The sequence below is a fragment of the Gilliamella sp. B14384G12 genome (genome assembly GCF_016101825.1).
GTDB classification, from domain to species: Bacteria; Pseudomonadota; Gammaproteobacteria; order Enterobacterales; family Orbaceae; genus Gilliamella; species Gilliamella apicola_N.
This window is the reverse complement of the sequence record NZ_JACFPU010000002.1, coordinates 178,159-197,829: the sequence shown is the minus strand read 5'-3', so window position 1 is coordinate 197,829 and position 19,671 is coordinate 178,159. Positions and strand designations below refer to the sequence as shown.

The window sequence follows — 19,671 nt, the reverse complement described above, 5'->3', positions numbered from 1 at the left end:
CAATTTTCAATAAAGATTTGACGATAGACACTAAATAAAATGATTAGGAGTTAAATTGTGAATACTAAGGAATTAGCTGAATTAAGGGCAATTATTCCCCAAATGAAACGTGTCAAGCATATCCATTTTGTTGGAATTGGTGGCGCAGGAATGGGGGGTATTGCTGAGGTTCTAGCTAATGAAGGGTACCAAATTAGTGGTTCAGACATTGCTGAAAATGCGGTTACTCAACACTTAGAAACATTAGGTGCAAAAATTGTTATTGGGCATGCTGCTGGAAATGTTCTTAATTCAAGTGTTGTTGTTATTTCTTCAGCCATTTCACAAGATAATATTGAAGTAATCGCAGCTCGTGAAGCTCGTATACCTGTTATTCAAAGAGCAGAAATGTTAGCTGAATTGATGCGTTTTCGATATGGTATAGCAATCGCTGGTACTCATGGTAAAACCACAACAACAGCAATGGTGACAGCCATTTATGCTGAGGCAAAACTTGATCCCACATTTGTTAATGGTGGTTTAGTTAAAGCTGCTGGAACACATGCAAGATTAGGTAGTAGCCGATATTTTATTGCAGAAGCAGATGAGAGTGATGCCTCATTTCTTCATCTACAACCGATGGTATCTATAGTAACAAATATAGAGCCTGACCATATGGATACTTATAACGGTAGTGTTGATAATCTTAAACAGACATTTATTTCGTTTTTGCGTAATCTTCCGTTTTATGGTTTAGCTGTTATGTGTTATGACGATCCCATTAATCGTGAATTATTGCCGATTGTTGGACGTAAAATCATTACTTATGGATTCAATGAAGAGGCAGATGTCGTTATTAAAAATTATCGTCAGGAAAGAGGTGTAAGTTATTACACCGTTTGTCGCCCTGACCGTGAAGATTTACAAATTGAGTTAAATGCACCAGGAAAACATAATGCCCTAAATTCAGCGGCCGCTATTATTGCTGCAACTGAAGATGGTATTGATGATGAATCGATTGTAAAAGCATTAGCTAAATTTGCAGGTACTAGCCGACGTTTTGATTTATTAGGTATTTTCCATAATTCGGATGGAGGCGATATCATGATGGTTGATGATTATGGTCATCATCCAAGTGAAGTTAATGCAACAATTCAAGCTGCAAGAAATGGTTGGCCTGATCGTAGATTAGTAATGTTATTTCAACCACATCGATATACGCGTACACGAGATTTATTTGATGATTTTGCACAAGTATTATCACAAGTTGATGCACTTGTCATGTTAGATGTCTATTCAGCTGGTGAGCAACCAATTGCTGGTGCTGATAGTCGTTCATTATGTCGAACTATTCGCAATCGAGGTAAAGTTGATCCAATTTATGTGTCTGATTTAAAGTTATTACCTGAAATTATGCAAGAAATATTAAAAGGTGGTGATCTTTTATTGACACAAGGTGCTGGTAGTGTTGGTCGAGTAGCACGTCAGTTGGCCAATACACAATTATTTACAAAAGAGGAATTATAAATGGTTGATAAAGTTGCCATATTATATGGTGGTACCTCTGCAGAGCGAGAAGTATCGCTTAAATCAGGTAATGCGGTACTAAATGGTCTATTAGCAAATGGTATTGATGCACATCTTGTTGATACTAAAGATCACTCTATTACTAATTTAAAACAAAAAGGATACACAAAGGCTTTTGTTATTTTGCATGGGCGTGGTGGTGAAGATGGTATTGTTCAGGCAATACTGACTTATCAAAATATTCCTTATACTGGTAGTGACGTATTGGCTTCAGCATTAACGATGGATAAATTAAAAACCAAATTAGTTTGGAAATCATTAGGTTTACCTGTTGCTGATTATGTAATGGTAGAAAAAACACAATCTTTTGATATTGACGCTATTGTTAAACAATTGGGCTTACCATTGTTTGTCAAACCAAGTCATGAAGGTTCTAGTGTAGGTATGACTAGGGTTAATCAAGCATCGGAATTAAAAGCTGCACTTGAGGTTGCCTTTAAATATGATAGTGTTGTGATGGTTGAATCTTTTTTAGCAGGGCCAGAATTTACAGTAGCAATAGTCGGAGATGAAGTTTTACCTTCAATTTACATTAAGCCATCTACCCAATTTTATGATTATGATGCAAAGTATTTATCAGACACAACTCAATACTTTTGTCCAAGTGGATTATCCGATGAAAAAGAACAAGAGATTCGTAAATTAGCTTTAGATGCTTATAAAGCTGTTGGTTGCAGAGGTTGGGGGCGAGTCGATATTATGTTTGATGATAATCAAAAACCATATTTACTTGAAGTTAATACTGCTCCGGGCATGACGGATCATAGCTTAGTGCCAATGGCAGCTAAACAACATGGTTGGTCATTTAATCAACTAGTTAGCCAAATATTACAACTAGCAGCAGTTTAACTGGCTAATTTTATGAAACAAGTTAGACAAGCAGCACATAGAAGAGATGAAACTAGAAGAAAGCTGCTTATTTTTCGTAGTAAGGAACAATTGATAGGATTTTTGTTCTTTATTACGATTATTCTAATAAGTGCTTGGATTGTACAAAGTGTTAAAAACTGGATGGATGATCCCGAACAAATGGTACTGTCACAGTTAACATTAAGTGGTGAACACATTTTTACAACAGAAGATGATCTTCGGGAAGCCATTTTAGGATTAGGATTGCCTAATACTTATGTTGGGCAAGATGTTGTTGATATTCAGCAAGAAATAATGAGATTTCCATGGGTTAAGCAAGTGAGCGTACGAAAACAATGGCCAGATAGGTTAATTGTCTTCGTAGAAGACTATAAACCAACATATTATTGGAATGACTTGTTTTTTCTTGATGAAGAAGGGAATGTTTTTAGTGTGCCATCGGATCGTATTGCTGATTTAAAGTTATCAAGGCTTTATGGTCCAGAGGGTAAAGCTAAGTCTGTACTTGAAAATTATTCTAAATTAGAAAATCTTTCTAAAAAATTAGCTAACAATCAGTTGGCATTAAAGATTAACGCTATAATATCAGATGAGCGTAATTCTTTACAACTGAAGGTAATACAATGTATAGCTGGTGTATGTGAAGACAATCAGGAAATGAAATTAGTGTTGGGAAATAAAAATATTGAAGCACGTTATGAACAATTTATTAAATTGTTTCCTGAAATTCAGTCAAGAACACCGGTTGATGAAAGAATAACGGTCGCTGATTTACGTTATGAAAATGGTATTTCAGTACAAACAGAGAAAATAGCGCAGTAAGGAATCAATAAAGGCTGAAATATGAAAGCAACAGAAAAAAAATTGGTTGTTGGATTAGAAGTTGGTACCTCTAAAGTACTTGCTCTCGTTGGCGAAGTTCTTCCCGATGGTATTATTAATATTATCGGTGTAGGTCATTGCCCATCAAAAGGTGTTGATAAAGGTGGTGTTAACGATCTAGAGTCGGTAGTGAAATCAATCCAACGAGCAGTTGATCAAGCAGAGCTAATGGCTGATTGCCAAATATCTTCCGTTTATTTAAGCCTTTCAGGAAAACATATTCGTTGTCAAAATGAGATTGGTATGGTGCCAATAGCAGAAGAAGAAGTGACAGCAGAAGATGTTGAAAATGTTGTGCATACAGCGAAATCAGTTCGAATTTTAGATGAACACCGTATACTGCATGTGATTGCCCAAGAGTATTCTATTGATTTACAGGAAGGGATTAAAAATCCAATTGGTTTATCCGGTGTACGAATGAAAGCAAAAGTACACTTAGTTACTTGCCATAACGATATGGCAAGAAATATTGTAAAAGCCGTTGAACGCTGTGGATTAAAAGTTGATCAACTTATTTTTTCTGGTTTGGCTTCTAGCTATGCTGTATTGACTGACGACGAAAAAGAACTTGGTGTCTGCGTCATTGATATGGGTGGAGGTACAATGGATGTGACTGTCTATACAGGTGGCGCATTACGACATTCCGTTGTCATACCTTATGCAGGGAATGTAGTTACTAGTGATATTGCTTATGCATTTGGTGCGCCGCCTATGGATGCTGAAAATATTAAAATCCGTTATGGGTGTGCCGTAGGTTCATTAATTGGTAAAGATGAAGTGATTGATGTGCCAAGTGTAGGTGGAAGACCATCACGTTCTTTGCAAAGACAAACGCTTGCTGATGTAATTGAACCTCGATATTCAGAACTTCTTTCATTAGTACAAAAAGAGTTGCTTACTTTACAAGATGAACTGAAGAAACAAAATGTCAAATACCAATTAGCAGCAGGGATTGTATTAACAGGTGGTGCAGCACAAATTAAAGGAATGGTTGAATGTGCTGAGAAAGTTTTTCAAAATCAAGTGCGTATTGGTCAGCCTTTAAATATTTCGGGGTTAACTGATTATGTACAAAAACCTTATTGTTCAACGGCAGTAGGATTATTGCATTATGGAAAACAAAGTTTATTAAATGATGATTCGAAAGATTGTGATAAATCATCATTAAAAGGGATAGCTAAACGTTTGACCGGTTGGTTTAAAAAAGAATTTTAGCTAATATATTACAAGAACTTCGTGGACATTGCAGGCGGTTATCTGTACAATGTTCATAGAGCGTAAATTTGGAGATAAGTTATGTTTGAGCCTATGGTTGCAGATGATGAACCAGCAGCAGTCATTAAAGTTATTGGTGTAGGTGGTGGTGGCGGTAACGCTGTCGAACATATGATTGCTGAACATATCGAAGGTGTAGAGTTTTTTGCGGCAAATACAGATGCACAAGCATTGCGAAGAATTAAGGTAGGTCAAACTATCCAAATCGGTACCAATGTTACTAAGGGACTTGGTGCTGGAGCTAATCCAGAAGTGGGTAGAAACTCTGCAGAGGAAGATCGTGAAGTAATTCGTAGTGCTATTGAAGGTGCTGATATGGTATTTATCGCAGCTGGAATGGGTGGAGGCACCGGAACAGGTGCAGCGCCAGTAGTTGCCGAAATAGCCAAAGAGTTAGGTATTTTGACTGTAGCTGTTGTGACTAAACCTTTCGGTTTTGAAGGGAAAAAGCGCATGGCTTTTGCTGAGCAAGGTATAGCTGAATTAGCAAAACATGTTGATTCGCTTATTACTATACCAAATGATAAATTATTAAAAGTGTTAGGTCGTGGTGTTAAACTACTTGATGCTTTTGCCGCGGCTAATGGTGTGTTAAAAGGTGCGGTACAAGGTATTGCTGAACTGATTACTAAACCAGGTCATATCAACGTAGACTTTGCTGACGTTAGGACTGTTATGTCTGAAATGGGTTATGCCATGATGGGTTCAGGCTGTGCTAGTGGTGATAATCGCGCTGAGGAAGCAGCTGAAATGGCAATTTCTAGTCCATTACTAGAAGATATTGATTTATCTGGAGCACGTGGTGTCCTTGTCAATGTAACAGCTGGTTTAGATCTTGGATTAGAAGAATTTGAAACAGTGGGTAGTACAGTTAGAGCTTTTGCTTCTGACAATGCGACTGTTGTAGTTGGTACAACTTTTGATCCAGACATGTCCGATGAAATTCGTGTTACAGTTGTAGCAACAGGTATTGGTATGGACAAACGTCCAGAAGTAAAAATAGCTAAACCAATGACCCAAAATCCATTATTTGGTCAAACTAGTAACTTAGGACAACAAGAAGAGAGATTAGCTAAAGTTGTGAATGAACAAGGTATTTCTCCTCTTGAAGAAAATAAAATTTTAGATATTCCTGCTTTTATTCGTAAGCAGGCAAATTAGTATTGAACTTAGTTGAGTTTTTATTGTCTAATACGACAGTAAAAACAAATAGAATAGTAGGTGCAAAGTGAAACAAAGAACATTAAAAAAGACAATACAAGCGACAGGTGTAGGTTTGCATACTGGCAAAAAAGTTACTTTGACCTTACGTCCCGCACCTGAAAATACAGGGATTATTTATCGTCGTACTGATTTAAATCCGTATGTAGATTTCCCTGTTGATGCTAAATCTGTGCGTGATACTATGCTTTGTACGTGTCTAGTGAATGAAGATAATGTTCGCATTTCAACTGTTGAGCATATTAATTCAGCACTAGCCGGTCTTGGTATTGATAATCTTATTATTGAAGTTAATGCGCCAGAAATTCCAATTATGGATGGTAGTGCAAGTCCATTTGTTTATTTATTGCTTGATGCAGGTATTACCGAGCAAAATGCATTAAAAAGATTTTTACGAGTTAAAGAAACCGTTCGAGTTGAAAATGGTGATAAATGGGCTGAATTGAGACCGTATAATGGTTTCAAATTAGATTTTACTATCGATTTCCAACATCCGGCTATTGATAGTAGCTCACAGCGTTATCAATTAGATTTTTCTTCTGAATCTTTTATTCGCCAGATTAGCCGTGCTAGAACATTCGGTTTTATGCGTGATATTGAAGCATTACAATCAAAAGGTTTGTGCTTAGGTGGTAGTTTGGATTGTGCTATTGTTGTTGATGACTACAAAGTACTTAATGAAGATGGTTTACGTTTTGAAGATGAGTTTGTTCGTCATAAAATGCTTGATACTATCGGTGATTTATACATGAGCGGTCATAACATGATTGGTGAAGTTGTTTGTTATAAATCAGGGCATGCTTTAAATAACCAATTATTACAAGCATTATTGGCAAAACAAGAAGCATGGGAATATGTGACATTTACTGAAGAGCAAAGTGTTCCACTTGCTTTAGGTACACAGCAACTTGTTTTAGCATAAAACTCTAAATCAATATATTTTAATCGATTGAACGCTTCCATTATATGGAGGCGTTTTTATTTTCTAAAAAAGAGAATTTTATATGAACGGCAGCCATTTTTTTGCTCACTTATCACGATTAAAATTAATTAATCGTTGGCCATTAATGCGTAATGTAAGAACTGAAAATGTATCTGAACATAGTTTGCAAGTTGCTTTTATCGCACATGCCTTAGGGATTATAAAAAACCAAAAATTTAATGGTAATGTTAATCCTGAACGAATTGCATTATTAGCTATGTATCATGATGTTTCTGAAGTGATAACAGGGGATTTACCAACGCCAACAAAATATTACAATCCACAAATTACGATTGAATATAAAAAGATTGAAAAAATAGCACAACATAAACTTATTAATATGCTTCCTGAAGAGTTACGGGATGATTTTAAATTATTGATCGATGATGACTATTACGATGAAGCAGAAAAAAGTATAGTAAAACAAGCAGATGCCTTATGTGCGTATTTAAAGACGATTGAGGAACTGAGTGCTGGTAATAACGAATTTAGATTAGCTGAACAGCGTTTAAAAAAAACCTTATCAGAACGTAATAGTCCTGAAATGGACTATTTTTTAGAAGTCTTTGTTCCTAGTTTCAAATTATCTTTAGATGAGATCACCATGGATAATTAATACATTATTAATATCTAAAAATTTAATATTGAGATCTATGATGCTCATAAATAATATATATGTAGCATCATATTTTTATTTTAAATTATTAAAAACCGAATTTAGCAAGTGCTGTAATATAGTTTGAGTTTTTCTTGCTTTCACCATAATATTGATAGTCAATATTAAAATCAAAAAGATTATAGTGATAGGTTAGTCCAAGACCTAGATTGTATTGATTGTTGGAGCGATTGGCGGTATGAGCACTCATTTTTGCTAATCCATTCACTCCATTGATAGTGATATCACTATCAAATTCATTATGACTTAAATTTACTATATATCCTGTTTTAGCTCTTAATGATATTTGATTATCCTGATCTTTGAAAATTGAATAATCAATGGTCATATCCATTGGTATTAAAAATGCCGAATTCGACGCTTTACCATATTTAACTAAATCAATTTTATTATAGCTAGCATTATGGGAACTGTTTTCAGTATAAAGGTAATTTAAACTAATACTCGGTATTAAAGTTAACTTTTCTTGGACTTGCCAATTATATCCAACAGTACTTCCAACATTCCAAGTATTACTGTGGAATTTTTCATTAATTGAATAATAATTGTCATGGGAATCTAGGTGATTTTTTCCATAAGTATAGCCAACATAAGCAGAAGTAGTAATATTATTAGAAAAACGATAACCAGAATATAATTGGATCTGATAATTATTTATATCAGAATCATTTGAGGATGCCGCTTTATCTTTATATTTACCGGAAGTATAACTAAGTGTTGTGCCAACTAAAAAATTATCTATTATTTGTTTATCATATCCCACGATGAAACCATTAGACGTATATTTGTATCCAGAGATACCTTGGTAATTATTTGCACTCTGATGATGATTAATTAAATTTATCCAAAAATTATCATCCATTCCTTTGTTAGTTTGATCAAAATGTTCAATACGTTTATTTAATGTATTTCGAGTATAATTAAACGAACTCAGTGCGATTTCTGTTAAATGCAACCCATGATTATTATTATATAATCCTGCTAAATTCCGATTGAAATATAATGGAGTATTTTTATTTTCAATAGCCAAATTTCCTCTTCCTATGGCAGCTAGAATATCCCAATTTAAATCACCAGCTAAAGATTTATCAGAACTTACATTGCCATTTGTGAATGTATTGTAAAGTGATTGGTAGGATACTTTTGCTAAATTTTGTGCAAAACCTTTGGCAATATTTTTAACTTTTGTTCCAACTTGCTCGTAGTAACGAGAAATTTGTCGTTCTGCTGCCAATTTGGTATGTTGTATATTACTAAAGTCGGTGACATTACTTGCATTAACAAATTTGAGTTCATTTCCAATTTTTTTAAAGTTTAGGTCACCATAAATATTCTGAATTAGCGCTTTAGTTTCGCCATCTTTAATATTAGAAATATTTAAGGAATTATTTGCAGATAATACGGTGGCATTTATTTCAGAGGAAATGTATTTAAGACTGTTTTTAATAAAGTCATCAGTTGCAGAGATTTTAGCGGAAGATAGAATATTAACATTATCTCCATGAATAGTATTATATTGTTTGGTATCTGATATACCAAAATTAATGGTTCCAGCAATATTCAGATGAGAGGTATTATTATGTTGATTACTTATATATAGCGAACCTTTAGTTGACTCAATTGTGGCTTTTTTATCAATATTAAGTTGTCCATTAGATGAAAGTTTAACAAAACCATCCCCTCTACTAGCCGTTAATATACCTTTATCAATAACATCAAAGTTACCACCATGACTTAAATCAACAGTACCTCCGCGCATAATGATCATTTTTCCGGTTTTACCTATTACAACAGAAGATTTTTGAATATCATTATTAGTTGTTTCTAATACTGTTTTAGCGCCGATAATTTCAATATCGCCACCCGTTATATTAAAACTACGTGTAATTAGTTTTGCTGGCGATGATGATGTTCCCGCTAAATGGTTATCACCACTACGGATATTGGTATCACCATCTACTTTCACTGTTATTTTTCCAGTAGTTATAGGGCCTGTTCCCATGACATTACCAGATAAAATCATGAGTCCGCCTCTTTTTTTGTCAGCGCCTAATTCGACATTAATGTCTCCAGTTACATGCAAATCAATATTATGATCAACAGGATTATATGGAAAATCAGCATGTAACCCTAAATACTCAGTAAAAAACTTTGTATCGAATTTGCCAATCCAAGTATCATTATAAATTTGAAAATTACCGTTAACTTTCATATTGATATCACCGTTAGCAATCGAAGCAGGTTCTGTTGCGGTTTTACCGGTAAAACCGAGATGAAATGATCCTTCACTATTAACGGTCAAGTCATCAGATGTCGTAATATTGATAGGTAGATTACTGCTGTTTGTGAGAAAATAGCGTTCATTGATCTGGTTAAAGGGTAACTTTATATCTGTTGATGCATCATAATTATATGCTTGAGCATAACTTGCGCCAAATAAAGCTGTTATTAGAAAAGAAATTAGTTTGATTTTCATTGTTTTATTTAAAAATTATTATAAGAAAATAAAATAATAAACTATTGAGAATGATAATCAATGAGTTTCAAGTTGTACGTTTATTGGTTCAGCTTAATATCTACTTATTTGATAACAAAAAACTTACTTTTGATAGATATAACGTTTTACCGGTCGGCCAATTGATAAATAAGTTAAATAACTTTCAAGTTCGCCTAGTTCTTCCAAATAATCAAGATATTTTTTTAATGATATTCTTGATAAAGTAATTAATTCAACAATATCACTCATTGAGAATTCATTATTATAGCTAATGATTACCTCTCTAACCTTTTTTAATGTTTGGCTATCGATACCTTTAGGTAGATTTTTATAATGAATAGTTGGTTTTGCAAAGATACGATCGTCTAGCTGATGTTGATTAAGTATTTTTGATGATGATAATAAACGAATTCGTTCTTGGTATGAAATGAGTGCTGTTCTTAATCGTTCAAAAGTAAAAGGTTTAACAATGTAATCAATCACACCTAACCGTAATGCTGTTTGGATATCGCCAGTATTACATGCGGCTGTAACCATAATTATATCGATTTGTGGATAACTAATACGTATATGTTGTAAAAGTTCAAGACCATTTAATTTTGGCATAAAGACATCAAGTAAAATAAGATCAATATGGTTATCATGGATAAAATGTAATGCTTGTTCTCCATTATTGACATTGGCAATAAGATTGAAACCTGAGATCATTTGTAAATATTTTTTGTTTAATTCAGCAACCATAGGGTCATCTTCAACTATTAAAACTTCTATCATGAATTTCTTTCTCCCTGTAGATCTCTTTTAGAGGCAATAATACTTTAAAACAGGCGCCTTTTTTATTATCTACATCACATAATTGAATATGACCATTTAACTCATCGATGCTTGCTAAAACTAAATAAAGTCCAATACCTCGATTATCCCCTTTAGTTGAATATCCTTTTTGAAAAATGTATTGTGTATCTTCTTCTGAAATACCATTTCCATTATCAATAATCTCTATTTGAAAGGTATTATTGGATATAACTAAATTTACATTTATCTGTTTCTCATCTAAAAATTGAACAGCATCTAAACCATTATCAATAAGATTACCAAGGATTGTTATTAAACTATGAGTCACAGAGGTATTGGGAATAAGTTTTAATTCACCATCCACATTTAAAGATAGACAAACACCTAATTCTCTCGCTCTGCTAAATTTGCTATTTAAAAAACCAGCAATAATAGGATCTTTTATTGTTTGACTAATCACATTTGATTCGGCTTGTTTATTTCCTATTATTTCTTCTAAATAATCAATTAGTTCTTGCTTGTTATTGTTGAATGCTAAACCATAAATTACATGCAATTTATTGTTGAACTCATGGGATTGAGAACGTAATGCATCAGCATATCGATTCACTCCGGTAAGATTTTCGGCCAATTGTCGAACCTCAGTCATATCCCGAAACGAAGCAATGGCTCCAACTAAAGATTCTTTTACAAACAAGGGGGTTCTATTGGTAAGAATCACGACACCATTGATATTTTGCTCACAATCATATTGAGCAACACCCGTCATCATGACTTCATATAACCGAGTATTGGGAATGATGTCGTCAATCTGTTGTCCAATGATATTCTCTTTACTATTACTAATGCGTAATATGCGCCTTGCTTCATTATTAATTTGGGTTATATCCCCTTGACGATTAACCACAACAATCCCTTCTTTAACCGTTCTGATGATTGCATTTCTCTCTTCAAAAAGCTGCGCTATTTCTAATGGCTCAAGTCCATATAGGATTTTTTTTATATTACGGGATAATAATGAGGCTAAAATGATGGCAATGACTAGGGATGCAACTAATGATAACCAAATAGGTTGACTTGTCCTTGCTGCTAAATGGTCAATTTTTTTTAAGGTTTGACCTACTAGTACTCCGCCAATTTGCTGATGATGCTCATTAAAAATAGGGCTAAATGCACGAACAGAATCACCTAATGTTCCTTTAGCGATCGATGTATAAGATTCACCTTTTAATGCTCTTTGCTCATCCCCCCCAACAACGAATCGACCTATTTTATTTTTATCAGGATGAGAATAACGAACACCTTGCATATTGAAAATGACAACAAAATCAACTTGCGTCAACTTTCTAACTTGCTCAGTATTTGTTTGAATAAAATCTAGATTTAGTGGGATTGGGTTTTGTATTCTATCAATAAAATCAATTGAATTTGAAATTATATTAGCAACATTTTCAACTTGTTGACGAGAATTAGTTAAATATTCATCGTTCACAATGTGGATAATATAAATATTTTGCGCAATAACTGAAAGTATAAATACTAGACAAATTAAGCTAATGAGTTTAAATTTTAACGTCAATCGATTAAAAAGATATTTCATTTTATTATTCAATTTATTAATACTAACATCATTGTACTAAGGTATTAAATACCTACTAACAAAAAAGATTATTAGTAGGTATATTTGAAATAAATTAGATAATTTTAGAATGGTCAATTAATATTTAGCTGCATTTTTTACACTTTCTGCAACTATTTTTGCTACATTTGGTTCAAAGGCATTTGGTAAAATACAATCTACTGATAATTTATCATTCGATACAATGCTTGCTAAACCTTTGGCTGCGGCTAATTGCATTTCTAACGTAATATTTTTGGCTCTTGCATCTAAAGCCCCTCTAAAAATACCCGGAAATGCTAGAACATTATTGATTTGGTTAGGATAATCACTACGCCCTGTACCAACAATATAAGCTCCAGCCGCTTTGGCTTCTTCTGGAAAGATTTCAGGTGTTGGGTTAGCCATAGCAAAAATAATCGATTTTTCTGCCATTGTAGAAACCCATTCAGGTTTTAATACACCTGGTGCTGAAACACCGATAAATACATCTGCATTTTTTACTGCATCTTGTAAGGTTCCTCGTTGTTTTGAACGATTAGTTCTTTTTGCCATTGCCATATGATGAGAAGGTAAAGAACTATCATCTTCAGATAAAATTCCTATTTTATCGACTACTTTTAGATCTGTTACCCCAGCAGCTAATAGCATATCTGCAATAGCAATACCTGCCGCGCCTCCACCGTTTATTACCACTTTGGCTGATTCAAGTTTTTTATTTGCAACTTTCAGGGCATTATATAATGCAGCTAAAACAACAATTGCAGTGCCATGTTGGTCATCATGGAAAACAGGAATATCTAAAATTTCTTGTAAACGTTTTTCAATTTCAAAACAGCGTGGAGCACTGATGTCTTCAAGATTAATGCCACCAAAGGATGGTGCAAGCGCAGCAATATGTTTAACAAGTTCATCTGGGTCTTGAGTATTTAACGATAAAGGAATTGCATCTACATTGGCAAATTGTTTAAACAATATCGCTTTACCTTCCATAACCGGAATCGCTGCTTCTGGTCCAATATTACCAAGTCCTAATACCGCAGAACCATCGGTAATCACTGCCACTAAATTACGTTTACTTGTATATTCATAAACAGATTCAGGATGTTGTGCGATCTCTGTACAAACCGCTGCTACTCCAGGCGTGTAAGCAACACTAAGATCCGACATTGAATTAACGGGTACTTTTGAGTTGATTTCAAATTTACCATGCATTTGTTTACTAATGGCTAAAGCTTTTTCTTGAACTGTTTTCATGATTATTCCTTTCTGATTACACTTAAAAACTATTAAATTAATAACTAATATTTTTGTTGTTTATATTGTATTAATTACTTTTAAAATCATAGTTCTCATTACTTTTATAATATTATACAACTACATATGTAAGTATCTTAATAATGCTGTGGTACATATTACCATTAAAGCCCCTCCTAATCTTGTTGCAACTTGTGCAAATGGCATTAAGTTCATTCTATTTGCTGTTGACAGTATCGCTACATCACCCGTTCCACCCATACCACTTTGACATGATGAGATGATTGAAGCTTCAACAGGATACATTTTTAGGAAAAAGCTACAGACAAAACCTGTCATTGATACGGTAAATACTACAGAAATAATGGTTATAAAATAAGGAATAGTTAAAACATTTACAACACTGTTTAAATCAATATATAGTAGACCTAGGCCAGTCATTAAAGGGAAAGTAAAATTACCCGAGATAAATTTATACCATTGTTGGCTACCACGTTCGACACTTTCAGGTAATAAACGAAAATATTTAACAAATGCAGTGGCAATAATCATTAATACCGGACCAGGGAAATGAGTTATCTTTTCTAAAATCATACCAAATATGAATAATGTGGCTAAAATCATCACCGCCCCACTCATTGCTCTGGCGTCTAATGGCGTTTTATCTTCTTTTAAAGCATCAGCTAAACCATCAAATTCAATTTTTACTAATTGCCCATGGCCACTTAAATGAGGTTTAACTTCACCAATTCGACTCATTATGGCGGTAAAGGTAATTGCAAAAAAGTTACCTACTACGGTTGCAGGAATTAAAGCACTTACAAATTTATCATAATCCTGCTCAAGGATATTACTATAAGCGTTAGACAGTTGTAATACGCCTTCACCAATTCCTCCAGCCATAACGGGCGAAACAGTATAGAAAAAAGCATGTTCCCAAGTATCACCAAAAGCAACGGCAACACAGACACCGACTAAAGCAGCTAGACACATACCAAGTAACATCGGAATCATCATCCGAATAAAACCTTGTATTAAAATGACTCTATGCATACCTAAAATACTACCACATACTAAGCTGGCAATATAAAAGAGTAGGAAATTAGAGTTTCTCATTAACATGTTGGCCGCAGATAAAGTATTTTCATCAAAAACACCGCAGTAAACTAATAGTGACGGTACAATTAACGATAAAATTGCCGGAGCTCCAAATTTTTTAAAAAAAGGTATATTTTGACCTACTGTTCCTAAAAACCAACCTAATGGTAAAATAACAGCAAATCCCCCAATCAGTGTTTTTGGCAACATATCTAATTGGGCAGCAATAATCACAATAATTGAACAAATCGCAAAAATGGGTAAGGGTAGCGATCCTATGTAAATTTTGTTAATTTTGAAATCCTTCGTCATGCTCATAACTCAACCTTTTGTTGTTTAACTTCGCTTTGGAATCTTAAACAGTATAGTTGTTGATGAAAAATTCAGAAGAATAAGAAAGTTATATAACTAATTATGTAATTAATGTAAGTCATTTAACTATCTTTCAAAACATTAAATTTTTAAATAATAGTCATTTAGGAAAAACCGTATCTAAGTAAGCACTCTTGCACTTGCTTTTTTTGTAAAAAATCGATAAATAATTTTGCATCAATATTTGTTGGATTGAGTAGGGCCATACTGTATTCAATAGTAGGAAAAAGGTGATTAGGTATTTCAATAACCGTTAATTGGGCATTTTGTTGTATTAAGGGAGCATAATTAGCATAACCAATATAAACATTTATCGTATTATTTAAAAATATTGAATAAAAATAAAGTACAAAATTACTTTCTTAATAAAAAAGCGGTAATTAATACCGCCTTGAGTTTACTATAAAGTTATTAATTTATATGGAGTTAGATTAAATTAATCTATTTTTCTACTTTAGTCGTTGCATAAGGTCCATATAATATTCCATTTGCTTTTATTGGATTTGGTGTAAATAATCGTGCCGTAGCAACTCCAGAAATTGCAATACTGTGATCTCTGACAGTATCGGTGATTTGTGTAATTGCAGCAGAAATTAAACTCGATATTAGACTATTGCTAGATTGTTGATTTTCTAAACTTGAAGCAGATGCAAAGCCAGTCCAAAGAATCTTTTCAGAGCGGGCATCGACTAGTTTTGCGTCTAATGTTACCCGTGTGTCACTTTGAATGACTTGATAATTCGTTCCATAATTTTGGATATTGATATATAAAACAGCATCAGGATTAAAGATTTGTCGTATTTTTGCTAGGCTAACCGATTGTATCTCATCCGCAACGGTTAATCCATTTTGTTTAAATACTTCATTAGTTAAGTTAACTGGAAAAACATAGTATCCAGCTTCTGATAGTGGCAATGTTACTTGTGAAAAAACCCCAAAGCTGGCATTAATTTCGTTTGACTGATTGGTTGGTAATAAGACCAATATAGAAGCGGGTTTGCTTTCTTTAAATGCGGTGTAATCGTAGTTTTCTTTTTGTGTTGAACAACCAACTAGCATAAAGAGTGCGAATAAAGTTCCTAATAGAGCAATAAATTTATTATTCATTAATTAACGTCCTTGATATTTGCGTTCAACAAACTCAATAAAGTTTTTGGATTCTGGAAAAAGTGTTTTTTCCAATTCAAATTGTTCCATAGCTTTATTGTTGTTTCCTTGAGTTGTATATAATAATCCCAAGTGAGCATGTAACCCCGGGGGAATAGGTTTATTGGCTGATTTTGCTTTTTCAATGGATTTTTCTAAAGCTAAGATTTGTTCAGAATAGCTTGATTTATCAGGTTGATTATAGTTATAAAGATTTTCTTGATAACCATCCCAATAATAGATTGTATTTGAAGATTGGCAGCCACTTAATAACAACAAAACTCCTGAAAACAATAAATAGGTAATATATTGTTTTTTTAACATTATGATAATCCTTTAATAATTGATTTTTAATTTTTTATTTTGTTGCAGGTTTCCATGCACCATTATTTAATCCATTAACTAGATTATTAATCGCTTCTCGAATAGCGAGATCCAATACTTTTCCGTTGAGAGTTGAATCGTAACTAGCTGTGCCACCAAAACCTATAACCTCACGGTTGGATAAACTGTATTCACCTGCGCCTTGCACGCTATAAACCACTTGAGATGTATTAATATCTATGATGTTCAAATTAACTTTGGCATAAGCAATCTGCTGTTTACCCTTTCCAAGAATTCCCCATAACTGATGATCCCCAACTTCTTTGCGTCCAAACTCAGTGATATCACCAGAAATAATATAATTGGCGCCGATTATGTTTTGCTTTTGTTTTTTATAATTTGCTTCAGCAGCCAGTTCCCCCATATTTGTTCTATCTAATACATTGAAATGATTAGTTTGCTGTAAATGACTAATGAGCAATGTTTTTGATTGATTACCTAACCTATCAACTCCATCTGAAAATATACCATTTTGATAATTAGAACGGTTTTCAAATTTACCTACAGCAATACTGGTTTTCACACCGTTATATTGTGAATTATAACTATTGACTGTTGGGGAAACGATGGTTTGTGATGACTCTTTAGCACAACCAATTAATAAACTACTAAAAATAATAATTCCAACTAATTTTTTTGTATCCATGTCTATCTTGTCCTTTTTTATTAAATGATGAATATTTAGCCATAAATAATATAATAATAATGACCATTATCAATAATAATTTAGTCATTATCATTAAATTTTAATAATTCGACTGTTAGATTAATTATTGTAATATTCAAGTCGGCGATGAATTTGTTAAACAGTTATATTATTTAAATGATGGCATTACTATAAACTACATTCTTAATGTTATTTAAATTCGCAATAGCATAACAACAATCATGATGCTAAAGATTCCTTAAATAAAGTAACAAGAACTTTAATAAGAGGGAGGGATTGATATTGGTGTCATCTGATTTACAATGGAAAGTAAGTATAATCTACAACAATAATAATTATACTAACAATATATTGTATTGAATGATTTTATTTTTTACTAAAAACAATTACATAATTAAATAAAATATACTCAAACGTATGCTTAACCTCAAACTTTTTTACAGAATTTTATACATTACGGCAATCTTATTGGCGTACTAAACACTCCTGAATTTTATCTACTTCTTTATTTAGAGCCTCAATAACCAAGTCTGGATGAGCTCTTTCAACCGTTTTGATATACTCAAATCCATCATTTATTGATGAGCCAGTATATTGCTGAGCTTGCTTAATATTACTAAATAGGTAATTAATACCATTTTTATTACGAGTAGTCGTTAAAGTATAACTTATAAAATATTTTGAGTAATATTGATAATCCGTTACAGCATTAGCAACAACATTATTACCTTCAACAAGTTTTATTGTGTCACCACCACTGACAGTAATTGATTGATGATTATTCATATTGTAATAAGACCACCAATTTGAACCATAATAATTTTCATTAGTAAGTACTACAGGACTATTATCAAGTTCTTGAGCGATGCAGAGTGATAATGAAGAGCGAAGTATGGTGATAGGTCTTGATGTACTATATTTCTTCAATATATCTATGCCTGACGAGTTTTGACCAATTTCTACTCCTTCAGTTTGATAAATTGACATCATTTTTTGAGATGTACAGCCAGTTAGCAAAGCAAATATTGTAAAAATTCCAAGTAACTTTTTCATGTAACGCCCTTTTTAGGATAAGCTAATTAATTCTAGCTGTTTACGTATTGATTTGCTAGTGTTTGCATAAGGAATAAGACTATTAATCAAAAATAGAACGTTTATTGATATTAATTCAATAAGATATACTGTTAAAGTGCAAATTAGAAATGTGAGAGAAATAAAATTTCTCTCATTTGTTATATTAGACTTCTTTACCTCGTAATTTACGAGATAATTTTTTAAATCCGTGAGTAAATTTTTTAATTGCCATTGCCATAACGGGTACTTTAATTTTGATATTGAAACGTTCTTTTAGCTCGATAGCATCATTGGCCTTAGTTAACCAAATAAAGCCCGAATTGGTCAAATCAATTGCTTTAATCTTTCCTTCTGGCGTTAAAATAAAATTACCACCATGTACGTCATTCGAAACCAAATTATAACTATGTAATTTTTCAATACAATCCTTTACTTGATCGCCATATTTATTCATTTCTTCCCATTTCAAGGAACGACCTTCAACAAAATTGAATATCATATAGTGACGTTTGGTTTTTTTATCAAATGCGACCAAATACAGCTCATAAGCGATGTCGCATTTATCAAGTGAAATTTTTGCTAACTTATGAATTAAATTGAAATAAAAATCACCTGTAATTTTAGCAATAATTCGACGCTCTAAACGTTCTTCTACTCCACCATCAATTTTAAAAATAAATTTGCTTTGATTATGATTAATTAGATAAGTATATCGTTCTAATTTATCGCTGGGATCAAGTAACTCATGATGTCCTTCTTCCGCTAAAAACTGATCAAAAAGTTCTAAATAATTTATTTCATTATTTTCTACATAAGCGAACTTCATATCGCCGCGTTCAATTTCAATAATGTTTGCAAAGTTATTCAAATTTTAAGTCCCAAGATACATCAAAAAATTGGTTTATCTTAAACACTATCAAGCTTAAAGTAAATGAAACTGTCAATTTTTAAGAAGATACGAATTAGGACAAACAATAGAGATCAATGAGTAATTTTCAATTCTACTCCTTAAGGTTAATAGAAAAAGATATATAAATTGACAAAATAAAGAACCAATTATTAATAGTCTATTGGTCTAGTCTGATACCCAATCATCTAAATCTTCTAAATGGAGATATGAGTCATTGATTTTTGCATAAACTTAAAAGTGTTGGCTTTGTTAATGATTCATAATAAATTTGTTTTTAATTTTTGTCAAAATTGATACTTTTCATTTGCAAAAAAAAGATATTTCTTCAACAATTCTATATTGTTATTTAGTTACAAATTATTTTTTATTAGATGGATAGCT

At 32.9% G+C, this 19,671-nt stretch carries 18 protein-coding genes; 7 read left to right on the top strand and 11 right to left on the bottom strand.

Annotation, left to right across the window (positions count from 1 at the left end):
• The first annotated feature begins 57 nt into the window (after positions 1-57).
• The 7 genes from murC to yfbR all read left to right on the top strand — a co-directional run bounded on the left by murC (position 58) and on the right by yfbR (position 7,412).
• Positions 58-1,506 carry a UDP-N-acetylmuramate--L-alanine ligase gene (gene murC / locus H3S73_RS03490; RefSeq protein ID WP_198235586.1) on the top strand — a complete coding sequence of 483 codons (1,449 nt, stop codon included), beginning with the start codon at positions 58-60 and terminating at the stop codon, positions 1,504-1,506.
• Complete coding sequence (locus H3S73_RS03485; RefSeq protein WP_198235585.1) at positions 1,507-2,415, top strand: D-alanine--D-alanine ligase; 909 nt, start codon at positions 1,507-1,509, stop codon at positions 2,413-2,415. It begins immediately after the preceding gene.
• A gap of 12 nt (positions 2,416-2,427) precedes the next feature.
• The gene (locus tag H3S73_RS03480) at positions 2,428-3,258 is read left to right on the top strand and encodes an FtsQ-type POTRA domain-containing protein (RefSeq protein ID WP_198235584.1); all 831 of its coding nucleotides are present in this window, start codon (positions 2,428-2,430) and stop codon (positions 3,256-3,258) included.
• 21 nt (positions 3,259-3,279) lie between these two features.
• Positions 3,280-4,533, top strand: coding sequence for a cell division protein FtsA (gene ftsA, locus H3S73_RS03475; RefSeq protein WP_198226444.1), 1,254 nt, complete (start codon positions 3,280-3,282; stop codon positions 4,531-4,533).
• Positions 4,534-4,614: 81 nt separating this feature from the next.
• Complete coding sequence (ftsZ, locus tag H3S73_RS03470; RefSeq protein WP_065737696.1) at positions 4,615-5,754, top strand: cell division protein FtsZ; 1,140 nt, start codon at positions 4,615-4,617, stop codon at positions 5,752-5,754.
• A gap of 67 nt (positions 5,755-5,821) precedes the next feature.
• A complete protein-coding gene (lpxC, locus tag H3S73_RS03465) occupies positions 5,822-6,736 on the top strand; it encodes a UDP-3-O-acyl-N-acetylglucosamine deacetylase (protein ID WP_065737695.1) in 915 nt (304 codons plus the stop codon).
• 82 nt (positions 6,737-6,818) lie between these two features.
• Positions 6,819-7,412 (top strand): 5'-deoxynucleotidase, encoded by a 594-nt coding sequence (gene yfbR, locus H3S73_RS03460; RefSeq protein WP_198235583.1) that lies wholly within the window; start codon positions 6,819-6,821, stop codon positions 7,410-7,412.
• 88 nt (positions 7,413-7,500) lie between these two features.
• On the opposite strand, the gene H3S73_RS03455 is transcribed toward yfbR, so the two are convergent.
• From H3S73_RS03455 to H3S73_RS03405, 11 genes are all read right to left on the bottom strand, one after another.
• Positions 7,501-9,948 carry an autotransporter outer membrane beta-barrel domain-containing protein gene (locus H3S73_RS03455; RefSeq protein ID WP_198235582.1) on the bottom strand — a complete coding sequence of 816 codons (2,448 nt, stop codon included), beginning with the start codon at positions 9,946-9,948 and terminating at the stop codon, positions 7,501-7,503.
• Positions 9,949-10,071: 123 nt separating this feature from the next.
• Positions 10,072-10,743, bottom strand: a complete 672-nt coding sequence (locus H3S73_RS03450; RefSeq protein WP_065737692.1) for a response regulator — start codon at positions 10,741-10,743, stop codon at positions 10,072-10,074.
• Positions 10,721-12,364: a DcuS/MalK family sensor histidine kinase gene (gene dcuS, locus H3S73_RS03445; protein ID WP_198226448.1), complete on the bottom strand. Its 1,644-nt coding sequence runs from the start codon at positions 12,362-12,364 to the stop codon at positions 10,721-10,723. The genes H3S73_RS03450 and dcuS overlap by 23 nt, the downstream gene beginning before the upstream one ends.
• 117 nt (positions 12,365-12,481) lie before the next feature.
• Positions 12,482-13,645: an NADP-dependent malic enzyme gene (locus H3S73_RS03440; RefSeq protein WP_370528580.1), complete on the bottom strand. Its 1,164-nt coding sequence runs from the start codon at positions 13,643-13,645 to the stop codon at positions 12,482-12,484.
• A gap of 114 nt (positions 13,646-13,759) precedes the next feature.
• Positions 13,760-15,055: a 2-hydroxycarboxylate transporter family protein gene (locus H3S73_RS03435; protein WP_198226452.1), complete on the bottom strand. Its 1,296-nt coding sequence runs from the start codon at positions 15,053-15,055 to the stop codon at positions 13,760-13,762.
• Positions 15,056-15,213: 158 nt separating this feature from the next.
• Complete coding sequence (locus tag H3S73_RS13970) at positions 15,214-15,441, bottom strand: substrate-binding domain-containing protein (RefSeq protein WP_198226720.1); 228 nt, start codon at positions 15,439-15,441, stop codon at positions 15,214-15,216.
• 109 nt (positions 15,442-15,550) lie between these two features.
• Entirely contained in the window at positions 15,551-16,216 is a 666-nt protein-coding gene (locus H3S73_RS03425) for a DUF799 domain-containing protein (protein ID WP_086327327.1), read from the bottom strand.
• Positions 16,217-16,219: 3 nt separating this feature from the next.
• Positions 16,220-16,579 carry a DUF4810 domain-containing protein gene (locus H3S73_RS03420; protein WP_198226454.1) on the bottom strand — a complete coding sequence of 120 codons (360 nt, stop codon included), beginning with the start codon at positions 16,577-16,579 and terminating at the stop codon, positions 16,220-16,222.
• 34 nt (positions 16,580-16,613) lie between these two features.
• Entirely contained in the window at positions 16,614-17,285 is a 672-nt protein-coding gene (locus H3S73_RS03415; protein WP_198226456.1) for a CsgG/HfaB family protein, read from the bottom strand.
• A gap of 486 nt (positions 17,286-17,771) precedes the next feature.
• The gene (locus tag H3S73_RS03410) at positions 17,772-18,359 is read right to left on the bottom strand and encodes a hypothetical protein (RefSeq protein ID WP_086327326.1); all 588 of its coding nucleotides are present in this window, start codon (positions 18,357-18,359) and stop codon (positions 17,772-17,774) included.
• Positions 18,360-18,543: 184 nt separating this feature from the next.
• Positions 18,544-19,248: a lipopolysaccharide core heptose(II) kinase RfaY gene (locus tag H3S73_RS03405; RefSeq protein WP_039127007.1), complete on the bottom strand. Its 705-nt coding sequence runs from the start codon at positions 19,246-19,248 to the stop codon at positions 18,544-18,546.
• Between the last annotated feature and the right edge of the window lie 423 nt (positions 19,249-19,671).

What these genes read in the sequence shown, in the direction of transcription:
- H3S73_RS03485 (WP_198235585.1), top strand. Translation starts at nt 1,507, where the DNA reads ATGGTTGATAAAGTTGCCATATTATATGGTGGTACCTCTGCAGAGCGA.
- H3S73_RS03480 (WP_198235584.1), top strand. Translation starts at nt 2,428, where the DNA reads ATGAAACAAGTTAGACAAGCAGCACATAGAAGAGATGAAACTAGAAGA.
- ftsA (WP_198226444.1), top strand. Translation starts at nt 3,280, where the DNA reads ATGAAAGCAACAGAAAAAAAATTGGTTGTTGGATTAGAAGTTGGTACC.
- ftsZ (WP_065737696.1), top strand. Translation starts at nt 4,615, where the DNA reads ATGTTTGAGCCTATGGTTGCAGATGATGAACCAGCAGCAGTCATTAAA.
- yfbR (WP_198235583.1), top strand. Translation starts at nt 6,819, where the DNA reads ATGAACGGCAGCCATTTTTTTGCTCACTTATCACGATTAAAATTAATT.
- H3S73_RS03455 (WP_198235582.1), bottom strand. Translation starts at nt 9,948, where the DNA reads ATGAAAATCAAACTAATTTCTTTTCTAATAACAGCTTTATTTGGCGCA.
- H3S73_RS03450 (WP_065737692.1), bottom strand. Translation starts at nt 10,743, where the DNA reads ATGATAGAAGTTTTAATAGTTGAAGATGACCCTATGGTTGCTGAATTA.
- dcuS (WP_198226448.1), bottom strand. Translation starts at nt 12,364, where the DNA reads ATGAAATATCTTTTTAATCGATTGACGTTAAAATTTAAACTCATTAGC.
- H3S73_RS03435 (WP_198226452.1), bottom strand. Translation starts at nt 15,055, where the DNA reads ATGAGCATGACGAAGGATTTCAAAATTAACAAAATTTACATAGGATCG.
- H3S73_RS03425 (WP_086327327.1), bottom strand. Translation starts at nt 16,216, where the DNA reads ATGAATAATAAATTTATTGCTCTATTAGGAACTTTATTCGCACTCTTT.
- H3S73_RS03420 (WP_198226454.1), bottom strand. Translation starts at nt 16,579, where the DNA reads ATGTTAAAAAAACAATATATTACCTATTTATTGTTTTCAGGAGTTTTG.
- H3S73_RS03415 (WP_198226456.1), bottom strand. Translation starts at nt 17,285, where the DNA reads ATGGATACAAAAAAATTAGTTGGAATTATTATTTTTAGTAGTTTATTA.
- H3S73_RS03410 (WP_086327326.1), bottom strand. Translation starts at nt 18,359, where the DNA reads ATGAAAAAGTTACTTGGAATTTTTACAATATTTGCTTTGCTAACTGGC.